Raw genomic sequence first — 18,915 nt, 5'->3', positions numbered from 1 at the left:
TTATTCAGCGTCGCGCTGGTAGGTTCCAACCAGACGGTTCATGCCCAGTGTGTGGGGTTCAAGTTCTTGTAAAAGATCTCTCAATGCCAAGCCCTCTGGCAGAGCAGTTTCGGTATCTAAGGCTAAGATCCAAAAGTAGTACTGGTGCTTCCCGTGACCAGGGGGAGGCATTGGGCCACCGTAGTGCTCGTGCCCAAAGTTGTTCTTACCCTTGGTGTAATCGCTACAGCCTTCCTTAAGCTCACGTACATCAGCGGGAATGTTGTACAAGACCCAGTGCACAAATCCGTAGCTGCCACACTCGGTGATCAGGGGGGCATCGGGGTCGTGACAAAACACAGCAAAAGATTTCGTGCCCTCTGGCACCTGATCCCAGCTCAGTGCCGGTGAAACATCTACACCCTCACCAGTGTGTTTGGTGGGAATAGCCTCTCCAGCTGCAAAAGCGGTACTGGTAATTTGAATATCTGACAGTGCAAATCCCATAATTTTACCTCTATTCAAGAGTGGCTGACGCGATGGTGGCGTCAATATCGGGGTAACAAAGGAGGAGGGTCGGACAAGAGTGTGCGCCGGGCATTAGCCCGACGCGACACGAGGGATTTAAGCGGCCAAGTTGGCGTTAACAAATTCCCAGTTTACCAGTGCCCAGAAAGCTTCCATGTACTTAGGGCGAGCGTTGCGGTAATCGATGTAGTAAGCGTGCTCCCACACATCGACAGTCAGCAGCGGCTTGGCGTCAGTGGTCAGTGGTGTTTCTGCATTGCTGGTGTTTACAATAGCAACTGAACCGTCTTTGTTCTCTACCAGCCAAGTCCAACCTGAACCGAAGTTGCCAATCGCGCTGGCAGTAAACTCTTCTTTAAACTTGTCAAAAGAACCAAATGCTGCATTGATTTTCTCTGCTACTGCACCGCTAGCTGCGCCGCCGCCATTGGGGCTCAAGCAGTTCCAGTAGAAGCTGTGGTTCCATACTTGGGCGGCGTTGTTGAAAGTGCCACCAGAAGACTTGCGCACAATAGTTTCCAGATCGGCGTTCTCTAACTCGGTACCTTTAATCAGTGGGCCCAGGTTGTTGACGTAAGCCGCGTGGTGCTTGCCGTAGTGAAACTCCAGGGTTTCTTTAGAAATGTGCGGCGCCAAGGCATCCATTGCATAAGGCAGTTCGGGAAGTGAAATAGCCATAAGGGTTAATCTCCTATGTTGTCATTTAACAGCCCAGCAGGGCTGTACTCAGTAAGACGTACTAATAATACGTAAACTTGATTAAGAAGGCATTGCTTGTGGATAAAAACGAAGCTCGTTAGCCGCCCTTAGTTATTACTGCGGCTATTGACTGTATTGGGGCTCAAAGCCCTAAAATCAAGCTATTGAAGCCTAAAGGATGCCAATTCTGACCCAAATATTCAAATTGCAGCATAGCGGCAGGGCTGTATACTTGCCGCCAAAGTCTAGCATTCCTACCCTACCAGGCCCAAATCATGTCCTCTGTTCCCTCAGCGATTAGCTTCGCAGACCTCAAGCTTCCCGAATCATTGCAACAAGGTTTGCGTGATGTCGGTTATGAGTCACCTTCTGCGATTCAAGCGCAAACCATTCCGATCCTACTCGAAGGCACCGATATGGTAGGGCAGGCTCAAACAGGTACGGGTAAAACTGCCGCCTTCGCACTTCCTGCACTAGCGCGCTTGGATTTATCCAAAGTCGAACCGCAAGTTCTAGTGCTAGCGCCCACTCGAGAACTGGCGATTCAGGTTGCCGAAGCCTTCCAAAAATATGCCAATCACCTCCCCGGCTTTCGGATTTTGCCAATTTACGGTGGCTCCGACTTGCGAGGGCAAATGCGCCAGCTGCAGCGTGGAGCTCATGTCATCGTAGGCACACCAGGGCGGGTAATGGATCATATGCGCCGCGGCACCTTGAAGCTCGACGGCCTCAAAATGCTAGTGCTCGATGAAGCTGACGAAATGCTGCGCATGGGCTTTATTGATGATGTGGAATGGGTGCTTACCCAGACCCCACCGGAACGTCAGATCGCCCTATTCTCCGCCACTATGCCCGATGCCATTCGCCGAATTGCGCGCCATCACCTGTCGTCACCGGCTGAAGTCACGGTCAAAATGCAGTCTGTTACCAACGACTCAATCCGTCAGCGGGTGTGGATGACTTCTGGCGTACACAAATTAGATGCACTCACTCGTATTTTAGAAGTTGAAGACTTTGATGGCGTCATCGTCTTTGTCAGAACGCGTATCGCGACCACCGAGCTGGCCGAAAAGCTCGCCGCCCGCGGCTACGCTGCTACGGCCTTGAACGGCGACGTGCCCCAGAAGCTGCGCGAAAAATCTGTCGAGCAGCTCAAGAATGGGCAGCTGGATATTTTGGTGGCTACCGATGTAGCTGCGCGCGGATTGGATGTCGAGCGTATCTCACATGTCATCAACTATGATATCCCCTACGATGTCGAGGCTTATGTGCACCGCATTGGCCGTACCGGACGGGCAGGCCGAACCGGCGAAGCCATCCTGTTTGCCGCTAACCGCGAGCGCCGCCTGCTTAAAGCTATCGAAAAGGCAACTGGCAAAGCCATTGAAAAAATGGAATTGCCCAGTGCCGCGCAAGTCGCTGACAAGCGCGCTGACCGCTTCCGTGATGAAATCACTGAAACCCTAGCCAGCCGCGATCTCGATGCCATGCGCCAATTGATTGAGCAGTATGAGCATGACAACGAAGTCTCACTTCTAGATATTGCCGCTGCTCTAGCCCTTATGGCGCAAGGTAAAAGCACTTCCAGCGCCAAAGCTGGTAACAAAAGCAGTGAAACACTCGCCGAAGCCGATTACAGCAAGCCCCGCTTTGAACGTTCGGAGCGCCCACGCAAAAAGGCCCCCGAGCACGCAAAAAGCCAGCGTAAAAGCAGCGATGCAACACAGCTAGAAAAGGGTATGCAGCGCTACCGCATAGAAGTCGGACACAACCACGGCGTTAAACCCGGTAATATTGTTGGCGCCATCGCCAATGAAGCAGATATTGATAGTCGGCATATCGGCCATATCGCTATTCTCGACGACTACAGCACAGTTGATCTGCCTGAAGGGATGCCCGTCGAGCTATTCCAAAAGCTTCAGGCTGTCTGGGTCAGTGGGCAACGCTTGCAAATCAGCCGCTTGGGTGGTGAAAATAACAAGCAGCGCAAGCCAAGTGCTAGAAAAGGCCCCGCCAAAGCCGAGGCCAAGCCTTCTAAACGACCAGCCAAAAAGCGCAAATCCAGCTAGGGTGCCCCCGGCTCAGGCACATCAGCGACTTTGACCTCTTGCTGATCCAGCTTCTTGCGCGCCAGTGCGCGGTCATCAGCACCAGCCTCAACACCCTCCTGTTCGCTGCCACGCAGCGGCTCAAAGGCCAGTGTGGTGAGCAGCGGGAAGTGATCCGAGCCTATGTTCGCTAGGCGGCGGATATTCACCAGTGTAAAATGCTCACTGTGGAATAAATGATCCAAGGGCCAGCGGAAAAACCAATAATCAGCATGAAAGGTATTGAACATACCTCGGCCAATTCGCGGGTCTAACAAAGCACTAATTTTGCGAAATAAGCGGGTAGTTTCAGACCAGGCCACATCGTTAAGATCACCAGTAACAATCACTGGGTCGCTCGCTTTTTGCACGCTTTTAGCCACCATAATGAGCTCAGCGTCACGCTCTGCAGACTCGGCATTTTCAGTGGGGCTAGGTGGCGCAGGGTGTAGAAAGTGCACACGCACACCGCAACCATTAGGCAAGCGCAACAGCCCGTGCATTGACGGCACCTTGTCTTCAACTAAATATTCTATCTGCCCATCTTCCAAGGGCAGTCGAGAGTAAACGTGCATCCCATAAAGGTTATCCAAAGGGCACTTGAGGGCATATGGGTAATCAGGCAACAGGCTATCGAGCTGATCCTGCCACCATTGATCTGACTCCAGTGTCACCAGCACGTCGGGGCGCTCTCGGGCCACCAAGTCCAGCAATGCATCAGCATTGCGATTAGGCGTCAGTACATTACTGGTCAAAATAGTGAGTTCAGTGGCAGCACTGTTGTGACGGGCAGCTTTTACCTCAGGGGGAAACAATCGCGTGTAAGGTAAAATCCACCACAGCTGGTAGATTAAGCAGCCGGCACTAAGCAATAGCGCCACAGGCGCCAGTGGCAGCCCGGCCACTACCTTGCCAGCGGTCGCAGGGATTGCACAAACCAGCAGTAACAAGGCGAGCAAAGCCAACTGCAGACGCGGAAAGTCCAGATCTCGAATCCACCAAACCTCTTTGCGCGACAAGGGTAGCAAAGTGACCGCTAACAACAGGGTCAGCAGCAGCAGATAAGTCTCTAGCATTGCCACCCTCCAGCGAAGTTATTGCGCAGATTAAAAGCCGAACACTGATCTAAAAAGATGAGTTCCCTGCGCCGAGGGCTAAACTCTTGAGAGTAAGAAATAACTTGTATCATTGAATACCTGTAACTAAAGCACTGCTGATTTACGCGCACACCTTAGCGTGTTGCGCGAAAAGGAGAAACAACAGTGCAGGGTTTATTGGGACTAGGAGATGTCGGAAACTACTATAACAGCATCAATACAGTCCATATTGACTATCAGGTCTGAACAAAAATTGAAACTTGTGAGTAGCGCCGCTCTTGGATAGTCTTCCACTTCAAATTTTGGCAACCTCAAGGACCTCTCCGCTTGATTCGATGGCCTTCTGGCGCGGGCGCATTAATAGTATGCCTGTGCTGCACTCACTCACAGGCAGCTGAACAGCCCGCAGACCGCCCGACTCAATACTCGGCAGAACTTGCGGTGGGCCTAGAGTACGATGATAACGTCGGAGTCGACGAGCTTGATGCCAGCAGCAGCGAGGGCGACTACGCGCTCACTCTGGGGGCAGAATTGGCCATGAAAAAGCCCTTAAGCGACTCCACTAAACTCGGCTTATCCTACGACTTTAGTCAAAACCTGTACGACGAATTCACCGAGGTCAACCGACAGACTCACATTCTTGGTGCCAACCTCGAACAAGACTTCAACAAGATAGATACTGGCCTCTCGCTGTATTACATCGACTCGCGCTTGGCCGGCGACAGTTTCCTGCAGTTATTTAGGGTCTCCCCTTCTGTATCTGGCTTTATTGGCAAGAAATGGTTTGCTCGGGGCGCCTATGTGTATTCCGAAAAAACCTTAGAAAACAACCGGCGGCGTAACGCGCAAACCCAAGCTGGGGAAGCCGATCTGTATTTTTTCCGGCGGGGCCTGCGCAGCTACTTCAACTTTGGCTATCGCTATAGAGTGGAAGATGCCACAGCAGCGCAGTTCGACTACCAGTCAAACAGTATCAAACTCCGCTATGTCCACCGTATCGAATTATCACGGCGCCCCATCAAACTAGAGTTTGCCTGGCGCTTTGAAGATCGGAATTACGATGGGATCAGCCCTATTATCAATACCCGCCGCAAGGATGAACGCCAGCGCTTTCAAGTCGATGCAGAGATCCCGATTCTAGATAGCGCGGCACTACAGTTTTATGCCGGCCACGGCAACTACAGCTCCAATTACAGTCCCGCCGATTACAGTCAGGGCGTATTGGGTAGCCGTTTTATTTATCGCTGGTAAGCAAGGGCATCGGTCGCAACAGGCCGTAACCGTAAATTTCATCCCAGCCTGGGGGGCCGAGGTCCTCAGCACTGCGGTAGAGGCTCTCCAACACATCGTCTTCCGGTTGCAACAAGCGCAAACGTGCCGCAGCTGTGGTGGCAAAAGGCACGGCAAATGAGGTGCCCGAAGAAGTGGCATAGCCACCACCGGATTTAGCGTGCAGCAGCCCCACACCAGGTGCGGCAAGATCCAAGTAGTCTCCGCGGTTAGCTAGGCGGAATATACGCCCTCTGGTGTCAACCGCGGTGACTGCGACCACAGAACTATATGCTGCTGGATACATTGGCCTTGCCGCCGGTCCACCGTTGCCCGCCGCGGCCAGAATCAACACGCCACGCTGCGCAGCCCTGTTGAGGGCGGTTTCCAGCAGGCGATTCGCTGGCCCCGCTAAGCTGAGATTCACCACATCGACTCCCGAGCTGACCAGCCAGTCCAAAGCCCGGACTAAGCTAACCGTACTTGCGACCTCTCCGCGCTCACTATCTTGCTCAAACACACCCGCTGCATAGAGCTGGGCCCGCGGTGCCAAGCCCTGATAATCAGCACCACTGGCCACTAGGATGGACGCAATGGCTGTGCCGTGGAAGCTGGGCAAATCCTCGCCAATGCCAACAAAAGACTCAGCACTGATCTGGGAGCTTGCCAGCGCAGGGTGCGAGGTATCCACTTGGCTATCAATCATGCCGATGCGCAGACTCAGCTCATCGACATCTGCTGGAAATGGCACAGCATTGCGCGGCTGAACGCCTTCGACAGTGTGCGAGATGGGGGAACCGGCGGTGTAAAAGTGGTTGAGGTCAACATCGGCCCGATCGGTACCGACCACATCCACCACCCCCTGCCGCACTTCCGATATCTTAAAACTGGAGGGCGCCGCCACTTCAGCAAGGCGCAGGCCCATGCCGGGCAGCTCGGTCACTTTGTCAAATAAATAGCCGCGCTTGGCCAGCTCTTCAAAGGCCTCGGGCTCGGCCATCACCAGCCACTGGGCGGTGTGAATACGGGTCTCATCGATCTCGAATTTATTTTCGATCTCATCGATGATTTCATCAATTTCACTTTCCAGACGATCTTCTATCGCAGCGGCGATTTCAGCTTCTACATCGCGTTCGACATCACCTTCAAGGCCCTGCTCTACACTTTGCTCTAGCGTCTCTTCGACCGACTCCTCAAGTGCTACTTCGACGCTATCTTGCAGCGCATCTTCAAGGTCACTCTCAACACTTTGCTCAAGCGTATCCTCTACTGAGTCTTCAACGGAACCCTCTACGGAATCCTCAATCGCGACTTCAAGGCTGCCTTCGACTGAGTCTTCCACTGAAGACTCCACCACCTGCTCTACGCTTTCTTCTACAGCACTTTCCACATCAGATTCAACACTGTCCTCCAGCGCTGATTCCACAACCTTCTCAACGTTTTTTTCAACGCTTTCTTGCACATTCTCTTCTAGGCTGGCTTCAATTTCCTGTTCGATATTGTCTTCAATGTTCTCTTCTGCAGCCCCTGCGACGCTGTCTTCAATAGATTGCTCGATTTCCTCTTCAGCGCTTTCTTCAAGATCTTCGGTGACTCCTTCCTCTATGCTCTCCTCAATTCTATCTTCCGGGTCCATACAGCAGGGCACTTGGGCATGCGCTGAGTGGAGCGCTAGCAGGGAAAAAGCGCCAATCAGGGACCACAGACAAAGGCGGCCGACTAAGCCGCGACTAGATGTGGCTAAGTAATGTGTTCGAGTAGCCCCAGCGGAGCTGATGGAAGCTGTACCAGACATAATGCCGCCTGCGAAAAGAAGAGGGTTGCATCAAGTTAACGAGTCATAGCAAGAAATATTCCTCCAGATGGAATAGAATCCCCGCCCAAACCGTCATGAACATAATAGGAACATTATGCCATCACTCAGCGACTCACAGCGAGAGGCATTACTCGCAGAGCTGAGTGGTCTGCGACGATTTTGCTATTCGCTGACTGGGAGTCAAGCCGACGCCGATGATTTATTGCAAACTACTGTTGAGAAAGTACTCGAAAAAGGCATGCCCGAAGGAGCACATCCTGCTAAATGGGCCTACCGGGTTTGCAAAAATGCTTGGATCGACGAACTGCGTTCGCGCGATGTGCGCCAGCGCTACCCAGAGCAGGTAGAAGAATCTGAAGGCTCCCCTTCAGCCGAATGGGTAGCCAGTCAGGAGCGACAGGTCAGCGACCTTAGCGATGCCCTAGAGCAACTACCGACAGATCAGCGTTTGGCGCTGACCTTGGTGGCAGTAGAAGGGAAAACTTATGCTGAGGCAGCGGAAATCCTCGAGGTGCCAGTGGGCACTATCATGAGCAGAATTGCCAGGGCCAGGCGACAGCTGATGGACAGCGTTAATGTGTCCGGCGACGAATGACGGGAAGTGATATGACAGAACAGGATGATAGGCTATTATCTCAGCACTTGGATCGCGAGCTATCCGAGGCGGAGGAGATCAATTTACAAAGCCGTTTAAAGACAGAGCCAGCACTGCGACGCCAGTTGGCTGCAATGCAGGCCATTGATGAGCATCTACGCAACAGTGCTGAAGCCGCTCATTTGCAAGCTGTTCCCGCACATATTACGGCTCTGCTTGAAGTCACAGCGAAGCGCAGCGCCAAGATTCACCCCTTCCCCTCCCATCGCGCGCGAACTGCGATTGGCTTTGCTATTGCGGCTTCTCTAATTGCCGCTGCCGGTCTTCTTCTCGCGCCCCAGTGGCAAGCGGAGCAACAGGGCTTGTCAGCTGAAAACAGTTTTGCCACTGCACTAGAAACACTGCCTTCCAGTGCAGATCAATGGCATAGCATCGCTGATGGCCGCCAACTTCGCCCAGTACTCAGCTTTATGACCAGCACTGGCCAGTGGTGCCGAGAGTATCAGCTCAACGCCTCCGGTCAGACCTCACATGGCATCGCCTGTCGTGACGACTCAGGCTGGCACAACGAAGCCTTAGTCAACGCGGAATCGCAGCAACTATCAGCTGGCAACCTTTACCAGCCTGCTGGCGCCGCTGAACTGGATGAGATCTCGCGCTTCATTAACCAACACGCCGCCGACAACCCTCTTAGCGCCGCAGAAGAAGCTTCTGTCATAGCCAAGAATTGGCAGTAACCTCGCCTCCACCAGCTTAACGCGGGCTGTACTCATGACAGCCCGCAGCCAAACCAAGCCTCGCCACTACCTAGACAGCCCTCTCGGCAAGAGCTGTAATCTCCGCCACAGACTCAATAAAGCACTACTTAGCCCAAGCAGGATTGTGCCAGGCTATGGCGCCACAGAGCCATAGTTGAGCAAATCATATTGCACAGCGATGTAATTAAGGGATATGAGAGAGGTCAAGACGGGGAGAAGAAAGAGTGGCAGAGCTTGCCGCCCCATGTAGACGGCAAGCTCTGGAGTTCAGATCCGGAGGGCTAGCGGTCCCCGGTTCTGTGTCCCAATGCCAGTTACGCCCTTACAGCTCACTGACGGACGTTGTGGCTACTTGCGCATCCACAACGGGCGTTCTAATAAAATTGAGGCAGGTTAATTGTACCGACTACGCCGGACCACTCTAATGGTGGCAGCTGACGTACCCAAATAGCTCGATACACCTGCACTCAAAGCGGTTTCACTCCACTTTCAACAGGTTAACGACTGTGCCGGATAATTATTCCCTGTATCAGTGATTTTTTTCTCAAATATAACTAGAGCTCTAGCTTAGAGGGTCTCTGCAGCCCCTTTTGCAGATAAATTACTTCAGAGCCTTAAGGATGTTTTCCCCCATAGCTAATAAAGCATCGCGGCGAGGCATCTCTAGTAAGACATCAAACATCGCGCGGTTCTGCTCACCCGCAATATAGATGGGGCCATCACTGAGCCGATCTAGCGCCAGTCCAGCCACCTCCTCAGAACTCATCATTCCCTCCAAGGTCGAGCGGTCGATGCCTTGCTTTTCATGGGCCTCAGTATCAGTACTACCAGGGCACAGAGCCAGAACATCGATTCCCAGTGGAGACAACTCACCCCATAGCGACTCCCCCAGACTGTTAGTAAAGGCCTTACTAGCTGCATAAGCAGCAGAGTTAGGGACCCCCATTAAACCTTCAACTGAACTAGTAATAATGATGCCGCCACGGCCTCTCGACTTAAGGTGTGGGATCAGACGATGGCTTAACTGCAGCGGTGCTTGGCAGTTTACTTGTAGCATATCAGTCATCATTTCTGGGTCGTTGTCTTCATGCGGCCCCTTCAGTCCAAAGCCCGCATTACTCACTAAGAGCCCAATATCTTTGCCTTCCGTGGCCTGTGCTATGCGATTAATTGCAGAAGGGGAAGCCAAGTCGAGCGCTAGGGTCTCAACTTCAACACCGTGCTTCTCAGTAAGCGACTCAACTAGGGTATTGAGCCGATCCTCGCGACGGGCTACCAGTATCAAGTTAAGTCCTTTAGCTGCCAGCAGCTCAGCAAAAGCACGACCTATACCTGACGAGGCTCCAGTTACTACGGCCACTGGCCCATAACGTTCGCTAAATGTTGTCATTTTGTTTTTTACTCCTGTAAATTCTCAAACAGCTCAACTAGTACTGGGTCGCAGTCTCGCTCCATATACGCCACAGCCAAGCCCTCTGCAAATCGAGTCTGCCAGATCGCGCGGTAACCAAGCTTTTCTGCCTCGGCGACTTTACTCTCTAAGCTTTCGACTCGAAACCGGACATGATGCATCCCTTCTCGACCCGCATCTAAAAACTCTTTGTGCGGCGAGCCACCAGATACCCATTGGATAAATTCAATTTCTAAATCACCGCTGCGTGCAAAAGCCATCCTCAGTTCACAGGCTTCCTGCTGACCGCGGTAGTTATAGTCGTAGCTACCATAGTTAATGATCTTAAAAGGGCCATAAATAGGCTCGTATGCCTTAACTGCGGCCTCTAGGTCCTTAAAGACAAAGCCCAGCTGATCCATGGGACCAAGGCCGAGTTGCGCGCGCGTTGCGTCGTTCATAACAGCTTCCTACAAAGCATTACAAGGAATAGATAAACAGTCAGCGGCAGCGTCTAGACGCTGCCGCTGACTATAATGAATCAAGAAAACAGCTGTGAGCAGCAACTTATAATTTCATTTGGCCACGCTCAGAAGCGATGTACCCTAGCTCATAGACTGCTGCAGCTAATTTAGGCTAGCCACCAGCTCGGCGGCGGACTCCATCGCCCCTTCGATGTAACCCACACCATTGCAATCGCCAATGGCATGCACCTTCAGTTCTTGTTCTCGCAGCTGCTCCACTAGGCTCTGATCACCGGTCGCACCTTGGGCGACAATGACATGTTCAGCACCCACTGTGCGCTGCTGGCCCCGATAATTTCGATAGCTCACCGTATGATCACCAATCGAAATATCCTCAGCTCGGTTGATCATTGTCACGCCCATCTCGCGCAACTCATGTAAAATTCGCATTCTGCGCACCAGATACAGACCAGCCCCTGGCCGCGTTGCACTATCAATAACTGTGACCTGGCGGCCACGATGTGCCAAATATTCTGCCAGCTCAAGCCCGACCAGCTCAGCGCCAATCACTACAATTTCCTGCCCTAAAGGCAACCATGCGCGCGATACCTGACGCAATATCCAAGGGTGTTTATTCACCCCTGTTAACGAACCGGCTCGGGTCATGAAGCGGGTGAAAGCGTCAGTTTTACGCTCCAAGCTCGGGGCCTTATCACCCAATACTAGGGAGCGCATCTCATCACCGCTGAACACAAAACTCTGGTCGCTACCAGGAATATCCGGCATATCGCGCTTAGCACCGGTAGCGACAATCACTTCATCAACAGCCAACTGCTTAAGCAAAGAGGGTGTCGCATAAGTATTGAAACGCACATCTACTGCTGACTGCTCGGTTTGGCGACGCAACCAGCGCAACAGGCGCTCGTTGGGCTCATAAGCAATACTGGCAAACTGCAGCGTACCACCCAGTCGATCAGCAGCTTCCAGCAAAGTCACCCGGTGCCCCTTCTCAACTAGCCTGCGCGCAGCCTCCATACCAGCTGGGCCACCGCCAACAACAGCAAAATGCCGCGCGTTAGTAGTCGCAATCAGCATTCGCGTCGTCTCATGGGCCGTTTCTGGATTGACTGCACACTTCACCGAATTTTGTACGTAAATCTGGCTCACGCAGCAATAGCAATAGACGCAGGGTCGAATATCTTTGAGCTGCCCGGCAATAACTTTATTGGGCAAGTCCGGATCCGCTAAGATTTTTCGCCCCATACCCATCAAGTCAAAATTACCCGCAGCGATATGTTTATTGCCGGACTCAAGCTCGATGCGCCCAGAAGTAATCACCGGCACCTTCAGGCACTTTTTGATCGCCGTAGCATTGGCCACTATACGCTCTGGGGTATGGGGAATATTAGACTCCGAGTGATTCACTCCCGTAGATGTGTCGTGGTAAGCGGAAACGGTTATCGCATCGATACCAGCTTTTTCTAGCATCATTGCCGTCGACTTAGCATCTTCTAGGCTAATGCCCTCGGCATGGCCAAACTCGCCCGAGTCAATCTTGCACCATACCGGGTAATCAGACCCCACTTCTGCTCGTATGGCGGCAAGGATTTCAAGCAGGAGGCGCGCACGGTTTTCTAGGCTACCGCCGTACTCATCATCGCGATTATTAACGAGCGGCGAGAGAAACTCGGAGATGATGTAGCCGTGACCAGCGTGTATTTCCACCCCATCAATACCAGCCTCTTTAGCACGCCTTGCCGCAGCGGCAAAATCCGTCACTAGTTTCTTAATGTCATCCGGCGTCATCAAATGTAATTGAGGCGAGGGCGAATCAGGCTTAAACATGGCCGCCAGTTCTGACTCTAGGAAGCCACTTTGCATATCACCCTGTTTAACTTCAGGGTAGGAAGGCACCCACAGGGGGCGCCCCTCAGCCGTGTCCTGCACGGCAACCATCCCGCCATGGTGCAGTTGCGCGGCCAGCTTGGCGCCGTAACTGTGCACAGCGTCGGCCAACTTGCGCAGTGAGGGAATCATATAGTCTTCAGAAATAGCCAGCTGATTCCTCTGATTGCCGCCACTGGGCCAACTAACCCCTACGGAGCCCAGTACAATCAAGCCAGCCCCACCTTTAGCATGGCGCTCATGCAATGCATGCAATCGCTCACCGCAGCTACCATCTTCGGCACCCAAGTTAGTGCCCATAGCGGTAACCACCATGCGATTTTTAAGTTCCATGCTACCTATACGACAGGGCGAAGCTAAACTAGAAAGTTGGCTACTCATAATAATGTGACTCCCAGGTAAGGGGCTCAATTGAAGCAGAGGATAGTAGCGGACATACTAGCCTGCATCGCCTGCTTGACACCAGTAATGGCCGAATTGCGGCGCTCAGTTTAACTATGCAATCAGCATTACCAAGTAAGTGGAGGCTAATATCAATTAGCCACTGATCAGAATATGATCGTATATTGACAATAATAGCTACGAGGTTAGTTGCAGTGAAGTTTTGGCAGTCAGTCGCCTGGGTAGAGCCAGAGCACCTAGTTCCCGTTGCCCGTTTTGCTGAAGAGCTGGGTTTTGAGGGTATTCTCAATGCTGATCACGCCATCTATCCCGAGCAGGTGAAAGCTCCCTACCCCTACTCGCCTGATGGCATCCCCCCTATGACAGCGGATGATCCCTATCCTGACTGCTGGGTAAGCATTGCCTTTATGGCCGCAGCCACCACTCGACTGCGCTTCTCCACTTCAGTATACGTTCTCCCCTTGCGCAGCCCCTTTGAAGTGGCCAAAGCCTGCGGCGCACTGTCCATATTCAGCGAGGAACGCTTTGCACTGGGTATTGGAGCAGGCTGGATGAAAGATGAGTTCGACATCTATGGCGCGCCATTCAAAGCTCGGGGCAAGCGCATGGATGAGATGATTGAGGTAATGCAGCGCTTATGGGACGGTGGCATGGTGGATTACCAGGGCGAGTTCTACCAATTCCCGCGGCTGCAGATCGAGCCCGCACCAAAGAATCGCATTCCAATCTATGTCGGGGGCGACAACCCCGCAGCTCTCAAGCGCGCAGCCCAGCGCTGCGAAGGCTGGATTGGTGCTGGCAACTTCCCAGAAGAAGTACCTGGCCTTATGGCCAAGCTGAAAGCCCTGCGTGCAGAAGCTGGCCGTGAATGGGAGGGTTTTGAAACTATCATCGGTGTAAAAGCCGAAACTGATGTCACCATGCTTCAAGATCTAGCCGGCCACGGCATGACAGCCACCGTTGCACCGCCCTTTGCCTTTGTGCTCGGCAAGACATCCTCCCTGTCGGATAAAAAGCGCTTTATGGAACAGTACGCCGAGCGCTATATCAGACATTTTTAAATGTCTGATATAGCCATAATAAACTTCCAAGCGCATAAGGTACTGCAGCTGCTAGCAAGCTTTGCTAAGCCATGGCAGGCTGACGTGACAGCCAGTTCAACTATGCAATCGAAAGCCTTGGGCCGCGATAGCAGTGATATGAATTGCAACTGGCCCAGCATATGATGAGCTCCGCTGCTATAAGTTTTCAAAGGTTCGATTAGATGAAGTTTTGGCAATCGGTGGCTTGGGTTGAGCCCGAGCAATTAATTCCGGTAGTGCGCTTTGCTGAAGAGCTGGGCTTTGAAGGCATTCTCAATGCCGATCATGCAATCTACCCTGAGGTTGTCAACGCTCCCTACCCCTACTCGCCCGATGGCAAAGCGCCGATGACAGCGAGCGATCCCTTCCCTGACTGCTGGGTAAGCATTGCCTTTATGGCAGCAGCTACCACACGCCTGCGCTTCTCTACCGCGGTCTACGTCCTCCCCTTGCGTAATCCCTTTGAAGTGGCCAAAGCCTGCGGCGCGCTGTCCATATTCAGCGGCGAGCGCTTTGCACTGGGTATTGGAGCAGGTTGGATGAAAGATGAATTCGAAATCTATGGCGCGCCATTTAAGGCCCGGGGCAAGCGCATGGATGAAATGATTGAAGTGATCCAGCGCTTATGGGATGGCGGTATGGTCGATTATCAAGGCGAGTTCTACCAATTCCCGCGACTGCAAATTGAACCCGCACCAAAAAACCGCGTGCCAATCTATGTTGGAGGCGATAACCAAGCAGCGCTGAAGCGAGCGGCGCAGCGCTGCGATGGCTGGATTGGTGCTGGCAACCTCCCAGAGGAGGTACCGGGCATCATGGCTCAACTTAAAGCCTTGCGCAGCGAGGCCGGGCGCAAGTGGGAGGGTTTTGAAACCATAGTAGGCTTGAAAGCCGAGGTAGATGTAAGCCAGTTGCAGGCACTCGGCGAGCAGGGTATGACGGCAACCGTGGCTCCACCCTTTCCATTTATACTTGGCAAAACATCTTCTCTTGCAGATAAAAAACGGCTTATGGAGGAATACGCCGAACGCTACATTAGACATTTTTAAAGGCCAGCTCTCAGCCCCCCGGCTGTTCTATTGCAGAGCTGGAGCACCAACACTCTGGGACAAAGCTGAGCCAGCGAAAACCAGCTGATTTTTTCCATGAGACTTGGCTTGGTATAGCGCATCATCAGCAGCAGCGTAGAGTGCTTCGACTGTGCTGCAATCTCTACTGTAACTGGCAAGCCCCATACTCACTGTGACTTGTAAGAGGCTAGCATCTGAGAGTCTAAAGTGCTGCTTATGAATGCAAGCCAATAAGCGCTGCGCAATCACTGAGGCTTCTGCCGCTGAGGTGCGCGGTAACATACAGAGAAACTCCTCGCCCCCCACTCGCGCCACTTCATCAGCGGGCCGCAGCTCAGAACTGACGATCTTGGCAATGCCTTTTAGCACTAAATCACCCGCTGGATGACCGTGGCGATCATTGATTTGCTTAAAGTTATCTAGGTCAATGAGGATTATCGCAAGCCGCCCCTTATCTGAAGTAATCCCTGCCACAAGCTTCTCAAGCTGAGCAAAGATAAAGCGCCTATTGTAGAGCCCTGTGAGGCCATCACGAGCTGAGAGCTCACGAAAACGTCTTGCGTTACGTAACTGCCAGCCCAAAAATACAACTGCAATACAAGTGCTGCCTACCCAAGAAGCTATGGTGACACGCTGTATCTCATTATCTTGTTGCTGCTGCTGCAATTCAAAGGCATCTACCTTGGCCTGCTTTTTGAGCAAAGTGATCTCATGATCCTTGCGGGCATCCTCCATTTGAACACGCAAACTGATCAAGCGCTGGGCAGTATCCTCACGCTCCCGGGCGATCATTTGCTGATGGAAGTCCTGAAGTAAATCATAAGCCAAGTGATGCTTACCCTGCATCGCCGCCACTTGGGATTCTGCCTGAAGTACTTCCAACTGCCAGCGTGACCCTTTGAGCTCAGGAAGCGCTGCAAAGATCTCTTTTGCTGAGCTTATCGCTGTGAGCGCAGCTTCCTGCTCACCAAGTTTGGCCTTACAAACTGCTTTTCGCTTATACAGTTCACCCTTCATATCTAGAGGCGCATTCACTGAATCTAAAGCTTTGGCAATGGCCACAAGCGCCTGCGCACAATCACCTTGCTCGGCATAGCTCATCCCCAGCCCGTAATTAGCAAGGAAATTGGCATGAGCAGCGCTTTTGCTTTCGGTCATATCACGGTATTGTCGGAAACCCACTAGAGCTTGCTCCCACTGCTTGGCATAGCGCTGCGTAATAGCTAGCCCATAAGTCGCCTCCGCCGCATAGACTCGGAAGCCCAAAGCAGTGTAGCTATCAAGCGCCTTCTGATAATGCTTTATAGACTGCTGATACTCATCGGTATAGCCGTACAGAGCACCCAAACTTTCGTTAACCAAGGCGATTAAGAACTGATCTTGTTGTTTTACCGCCGATTCAAAAGCCTGCTGCAACTCCATAAATGCCAGCTCGTATCGGCCGGCAAGAGTGTGCGTAAAAGCCAGCTCAGCCTGAATAAATACAGCCAAAAAATCCAAGTCCGCTTCTTGAGCATCAACGAGGGCCTTAGCCAACAAGCTCTGTGCGCGAGCGAAGCTGCCTTCTCGCCGGGACCGAACAGCCTCAAAGGTGATAAGAAGCAAACGTGTATCCAGGACCGACTCCTGCGTCAGTGCGGCCATGCCGGCATCTACCGCCTCAGCGAACTCATCCTTTAAGTGAAGATATTGCAAGGCCTGTGCCAGCCGCAAATAGTAATCTACCCGCGTCTCGCTGCTGGCCGTAGCCAATTGAGGGGCCAGTGCATTAAGCTGTTCTCTCGCCGCCCAGGGGTCAGTCCACACTAGGGGGGCTAGTTGATGTAGTGATTGCTGTAACTGGGGCTCGCCCAGCACTGACTCTGCCTTGGACTCAGCCAAAAAGCCAAAGCCTGTGAACAGTAAGAATAGGGCCTTCAAAAACACCTGTGCAGCTGTGTTAGGCACAAAAATCCAAAGCGACAAAATACCAGCTTAACACCATAGCTTCGCCCTTCGAAACACTCGGTGGGCAGACTGTGATCAAGCTCTCATTTTTGCCACCAGTGACTATGAAATTAAGCGCTCATATGTCAATTGCCAAGACCGGCACAAGCAACTAATGTAGGCAGTTATACCAGCTAAATGGAAGCTCCATATTGAGCAAGGCAGGTCGACAAAAACCCGCACGCAGCAAGCGCCTAATTCTGCGCGTGCTGGTGAACTCCATACTCGGCGCACTCTGTTTATTTTTCTTGTTGGGGTGGTATCTATGGCACCAGTCCATCGTGGCCGAAGAGCAGCGTCTTGCTACCGTGGCAGAGCGCTTGGGGCTCGAGGCGGAGTCGGCTATCTTGGATATTCGCGGCCTGCTTGAGCGACTAAACCGAGCAGATATTGAGCCCTGCTCAGATCTTCATATTCAGTGGATGCAACAAGAGGCCATTGCTCGGCCCTATATTCGCTCTATTGGATATTGGCGGGCCATTAAACGCCAATGCGGTGCGGGCTTTGTGCAGGGAGCAATCTTAACTCCCCCAGAAGCCAGCCGAATTTATGACAATGGTGTAATCGCCTGGTGGCCCAGCCCAGAGACAGCCGTGGGCGATGTAGAACTATTTTTGATGCGCTTTGGTGACCACGATGTCGCCATCGATCCGCGCCTTTTGCTAGACACCACCGCACTGGATCAGCAAGCAGGCCTTTGGGTTGAAAACTTACTTTTGGTGTCCAGTCCAACAGAGGCCCTTCTACCTGAACCGAGCACTCTCGAACCTGGTTTAACGATAGACAGTGATCGGCAGCTTATCGTGTCACGCTTTTCACTCAACACTGTGTTCCCAATGGATGTCGTTGCTGTACAACCTTCGGGCCAATTAGTAGAGCGCTATCTGCCAAGCTTAATCACTGCGGCAGTACTGGGAATACTGCTTATTGTGTTGTGGGTTCTAGCAGTGTTTCGAGTGTCACAGCGGCAGCTGAGTTTCAGTGCTGAGCTAACAAATGCCATTAAAAACGGTAATATCACTGTCGCTTATCAGCCGATTGTCGACCTCTCTACTGGCCGCTGTCATGGTGCCGAAGCCCTCGCTCGCTGGCAGCGAGAAGATGGCGAGATCATTAGCCCCGATCTATTTATTCCAGTCGCTGAAAAATCTAACTCCATCCACAAGTTGACGCTCTTAGTGATAAAGCGTGTAGTTGAAGAGATGGGTCAACTGCTAGCCACCCACGATCAATTCAGCATCAATATCAACCTTTCCGCCCAAGATTTAGAGCATCCCTTAATCGCCCTAGAGTTGAAGCACATACTGGATTCAGCCAAGCTACCCGCCTCTGCTATTAAATTTGAAATCACCGAACGAGCACTGGTCAATCACGAAGACTCCAGAAAGTTGATCAGCAAGTTGCGTCGCCGCGGTCACCAGATGGCTATCGACGATTTTGGCACCGGCTATTCCAGCCTGTCCTATCTGGAAACTTTTGAGCTAGACACACTCAAGTTAGATAAAGCCTTTGTAGATGCCATTGAGACCCATGCAGTGACTAGTTCCGTTATTGTTCACATTATCGAAATGGCCAAATCGCTGGAATTGGACATGGTCGCTGAAGGTATCGAGTCAGCGCATCAGGTTCAATGGCTGGCCAACAACGGCGTACAGAGAGGCCAAGGCTACTATTATAGTAAACCGCTAACAGCGGCAGAATTCCTCAAATATCATGCCAAACAGCGCTGATTGAATAATACAACAGCGAAAAGCTTTTGGAGTAGAATGACTCGGCGCTCAATAACCC

Annotated in this window: 15 protein-coding genes; 7 read left to right on the top strand and 8 right to left on the bottom strand. The window is 52.3% G+C overall.

From position 1 onward, the window contains the following. Together H2508_RS11430 and H2508_RS11425 are read right to left on the bottom strand one after the other, a co-directional pair. On the bottom strand, nucleotides 1-486 hold the full coding sequence (locus tag H2508_RS11430) for a YbhB/YbcL family Raf kinase inhibitor-like protein (RefSeq protein ID WP_182173622.1): 486 nt from the start codon (nucleotides 484-486) through the stop codon (nucleotides 1-3). Between the two features lie 117 nt (nucleotides 487-603). Beyond that, nucleotides 604-1,185, bottom strand: a complete 582-nt coding sequence (locus tag H2508_RS11425; protein ID WP_182173619.1) for a superoxide dismutase — start codon at nucleotides 1,183-1,185, stop codon at nucleotides 604-606. Between the two features lie 296 nt (nucleotides 1,186-1,481). Here H2508_RS11425 and H2508_RS11420 point away from each other — a divergent pair, with 296 nt between their 5' ends. Beyond that, nucleotides 1,482-3,275 carry a DEAD/DEAH box helicase gene (locus tag H2508_RS11420; RefSeq protein WP_182173616.1) on the top strand — a complete coding sequence of 598 codons (1,794 nt, stop codon included), beginning with the start codon at nucleotides 1,482-1,484 and terminating at the stop codon, nucleotides 3,273-3,275. On the opposite strand, the gene H2508_RS11415 is transcribed toward H2508_RS11420, so the two are convergent. Next, nucleotides 3,272-4,369, bottom strand: a complete 1,098-nt coding sequence (locus H2508_RS11415) for an endonuclease/exonuclease/phosphatase family protein (RefSeq protein WP_182173613.1) — start codon at nucleotides 4,367-4,369, stop codon at nucleotides 3,272-3,274. The two genes, H2508_RS11420 and H2508_RS11415, sit on opposite strands and share 4 nt — an antisense overlap. 348 nt (nucleotides 4,370-4,717) lie before the next feature. On the opposite strand from H2508_RS11415, the gene H2508_RS11410 reads away from it, so the two are divergent. Beyond that, nucleotides 4,718-5,641: a surface lipoprotein assembly modifier gene (locus H2508_RS11410; protein ID WP_235965298.1), complete on the top strand. Its 924-nt coding sequence runs from the start codon at nucleotides 4,718-4,720 to the stop codon at nucleotides 5,639-5,641. On the opposite strand, the gene H2508_RS11405 is transcribed toward H2508_RS11410, so the two are convergent. Further along, complete coding sequence (locus tag H2508_RS11405; protein ID WP_182173610.1) at nucleotides 5,625-7,454, bottom strand: S8 family serine peptidase; 1,830 nt, start codon at nucleotides 7,452-7,454, stop codon at nucleotides 5,625-5,627. The two genes, H2508_RS11410 and H2508_RS11405, sit on opposite strands and share 17 nt — an antisense overlap. A gap of 115 nt (nucleotides 7,455-7,569) precedes the next feature. Here H2508_RS11405 and H2508_RS11400 point away from each other — a divergent pair, with 115 nt between their 5' ends. Beyond that, the gene (locus H2508_RS11400) at nucleotides 7,570-8,070 is read left to right on the top strand and encodes an RNA polymerase sigma factor (protein ID WP_182173607.1); all 501 of its coding nucleotides are present in this window, start codon (nucleotides 7,570-7,572) and stop codon (nucleotides 8,068-8,070) included. An 11-nt stretch (nucleotides 8,071-8,081) separates the two neighbouring features. Next, nucleotides 8,082-8,807, top strand: a complete 726-nt coding sequence (locus H2508_RS11395) for a hypothetical protein (protein ID WP_182173604.1) — start codon at nucleotides 8,082-8,084, stop codon at nucleotides 8,805-8,807. A 622-nt stretch (nucleotides 8,808-9,429) separates the two neighbouring features. Here H2508_RS11395 and H2508_RS11390 read toward each other — a convergent pair. The 3 genes from H2508_RS11390 to H2508_RS11380 form a co-directional block, all read right to left on the bottom strand. Beyond that, nucleotides 9,430-10,218, bottom strand: a complete 789-nt coding sequence (locus H2508_RS11390; RefSeq protein ID WP_182173601.1) for an SDR family NAD(P)-dependent oxidoreductase — start codon at nucleotides 10,216-10,218, stop codon at nucleotides 9,430-9,432. 8 nt (nucleotides 10,219-10,226) lie between these two features. After that, nucleotides 10,227-10,679 carry a VOC family protein gene (locus tag H2508_RS11385; RefSeq protein ID WP_182173598.1) on the bottom strand — a complete coding sequence of 151 codons (453 nt, stop codon included), beginning with the start codon at nucleotides 10,677-10,679 and terminating at the stop codon, nucleotides 10,227-10,229. A gap of 165 nt (nucleotides 10,680-10,844) precedes the next feature. Further along, nucleotides 10,845-12,968, bottom strand: a complete 2,124-nt coding sequence (locus H2508_RS11380) for an oxidoreductase (RefSeq protein WP_182173595.1) — start codon at nucleotides 12,966-12,968, stop codon at nucleotides 10,845-10,847. A 215-nt stretch (nucleotides 12,969-13,183) separates the two neighbouring features. Between H2508_RS11380 and H2508_RS11375 the strand changes: the two genes are divergently transcribed. Together H2508_RS11375 and H2508_RS11370 are read left to right on the top strand one after the other, a co-directional pair. Then, nucleotides 13,184-14,050 carry a TIGR03619 family F420-dependent LLM class oxidoreductase gene (locus H2508_RS11375; RefSeq protein ID WP_182173591.1) on the top strand — a complete coding sequence of 289 codons (867 nt, stop codon included), beginning with the start codon at nucleotides 13,184-13,186 and terminating at the stop codon, nucleotides 14,048-14,050. Between the two features lie 203 nt (nucleotides 14,051-14,253). Next, complete coding sequence (locus H2508_RS11370; RefSeq protein ID WP_182173588.1) at nucleotides 14,254-15,120, top strand: TIGR03619 family F420-dependent LLM class oxidoreductase; 867 nt, start codon at nucleotides 14,254-14,256, stop codon at nucleotides 15,118-15,120. Between the two features lie 27 nt (nucleotides 15,121-15,147). Here H2508_RS11370 and H2508_RS15260 read toward each other — a convergent pair whose 3' ends face one another. Continuing rightward, complete coding sequence (locus tag H2508_RS15260; protein WP_182173585.1) at nucleotides 15,148-17,088, bottom strand: diguanylate cyclase; 1,941 nt, start codon at nucleotides 17,086-17,088, stop codon at nucleotides 15,148-15,150. 191 nt (nucleotides 17,089-17,279) lie between these two features. Between H2508_RS15260 and H2508_RS11360 the strand changes: the two genes are divergently transcribed. Continuing rightward, on the top strand, nucleotides 17,280-18,857 hold the full coding sequence (locus tag H2508_RS11360) for an EAL domain-containing protein (RefSeq protein ID WP_182173582.1): 1,578 nt from the start codon (nucleotides 17,280-17,282) through the stop codon (nucleotides 18,855-18,857). Nucleotides 18,858-18,915: the final 58 nt, after the last annotated feature.

The organism is Sediminihaliea albiluteola (assembly GCF_014077625.1).
Taxonomy (GTDB): domain Bacteria; phylum Pseudomonadota; class Gammaproteobacteria; order Pseudomonadales; family Halieaceae; genus Sediminihaliea; species Sediminihaliea albiluteola.
The sequence above is the reverse complement of the archived record's forward strand: the minus strand, read 5'-3'. Positions and strand labels throughout refer to the sequence as shown.

Excerpts from the sequence above, each read along its gene's own strand:
- H2508_RS11395 (WP_182173604.1), top strand. The coding sequence starts at position 8,082 with ATGACAGAACAGGATGATAGGCTATTATCTCAGCACTTGGATCGCGAG.
- H2508_RS11430 (WP_182173622.1), bottom strand. The coding sequence starts at position 486 with ATGGGATTTGCACTGTCAGATATTCAAATTACCAGTACCGCTTTTGCA.
- H2508_RS11405 (WP_182173610.1), bottom strand. The coding sequence starts at position 7,454 with ATGTCTGGTACAGCTTCCATCAGCTCCGCTGGGGCTACTCGAACACAT.
- H2508_RS11380 (WP_182173595.1), bottom strand. The coding sequence starts at position 12,968 with ATGAGTAGCCAACTTTCTAGTTTAGCTTCGCCCTGTCGTATAGGTAGC.
- H2508_RS11390 (WP_182173601.1), bottom strand. The coding sequence starts at position 10,218 with ATGACAACATTTAGCGAACGTTATGGGCCAGTGGCCGTAGTAACTGGA.
- H2508_RS11415 (WP_182173613.1), bottom strand. The coding sequence starts at position 4,369 with ATGCTAGAGACTTATCTGCTGCTGCTGACCCTGTTGTTAGCGGTCACT.
- H2508_RS11420 (WP_182173616.1), top strand. The coding sequence starts at position 1,482 with ATGTCCTCTGTTCCCTCAGCGATTAGCTTCGCAGACCTCAAGCTTCCC.
- H2508_RS11370 (WP_182173588.1), top strand. The coding sequence starts at position 14,254 with ATGAAGTTTTGGCAATCGGTGGCTTGGGTTGAGCCCGAGCAATTAATT.
- H2508_RS11385 (WP_182173598.1), bottom strand. The coding sequence starts at position 10,679 with ATGAACGACGCAACGCGCGCGCAACTCGGCCTTGGTCCCATGGATCAG.
- H2508_RS11400 (WP_182173607.1), top strand. The coding sequence starts at position 7,570 with ATGCCATCACTCAGCGACTCACAGCGAGAGGCATTACTCGCAGAGCTG.
- H2508_RS11425 (WP_182173619.1), bottom strand. The coding sequence starts at position 1,185 with ATGGCTATTTCACTTCCCGAACTGCCTTATGCAATGGATGCCTTGGCG.